This is a genomic window from Enterococcus diestrammenae, assembly GCF_049384045.1.
In the GTDB taxonomy this organism is placed as follows: Bacteria; Bacillota; Bacilli; order Lactobacillales; family Enterococcaceae; genus Enterococcus_C; species Enterococcus_C diestrammenae.
The window spans coordinates 1-539 of the sequence record NZ_JBMRGR010000047.1 but is presented as its reverse complement, the minus strand read 5'-3'; the positions used below and the strand labels follow the sequence as shown (position 1 = coordinate 539).

Below are 539 nucleotides of genomic sequence, written 5' to 3'. Positions count from 1 at the left end.
AATCGAGTAGGAGATGAGAGATTAATTCCCTCACCGACCTCTCACACCACCGTACGTACGGTTCCGTATACGGCGGTTCAGTTTTACATGACATGTTTTGTCTGATAATATGAACTTGCGGATAGTAAGCCAAATCTTGCTAGTCGCTCATTTGTTATGGTAGTGGTTAAAACCCAAGAGTAGGCTATTCTGGCATATGATTTGCTAGAATAGCTGTTTTTGTATGCTTCATTTGTCGACATTCCGAGCTTGCGTAACTGCTTTCGTCGGTTTTTAGGTGTTTTCCATAGTTTCCAAATGCACATCCGCAAACGTACTCGTAGATTACTATCAATTTTGTCTAGTACCATTTTCATTCTGGCTATCCTAAAGTAATTGACCCATCCACGAATATTCTCATTGATTTTCTGAACACGATACTTTGTGTTCACTCCCCAACTACGTTTAGTGAGATACTTGATTTTCTTACGAAAATTATTGATGGCAATCTCATGTGGCTTTGGAAGATACTTTCTTTCCTTCCTTCCCCAGAAGAATCC

General features: G+C 39.9%; 1 protein-coding gene. It reads right to left on the bottom strand.

The window, feature by feature from the left end; translation table 11 throughout:
- Positions 1–83: 83 nt before the first annotated feature.
- The coding region (locus ACO03U_RS13740) for a group II intron maturase-specific domain-containing protein (protein WP_423104966.1) at positions 84–539 on the bottom strand (456 nt) is incomplete at its 5' end.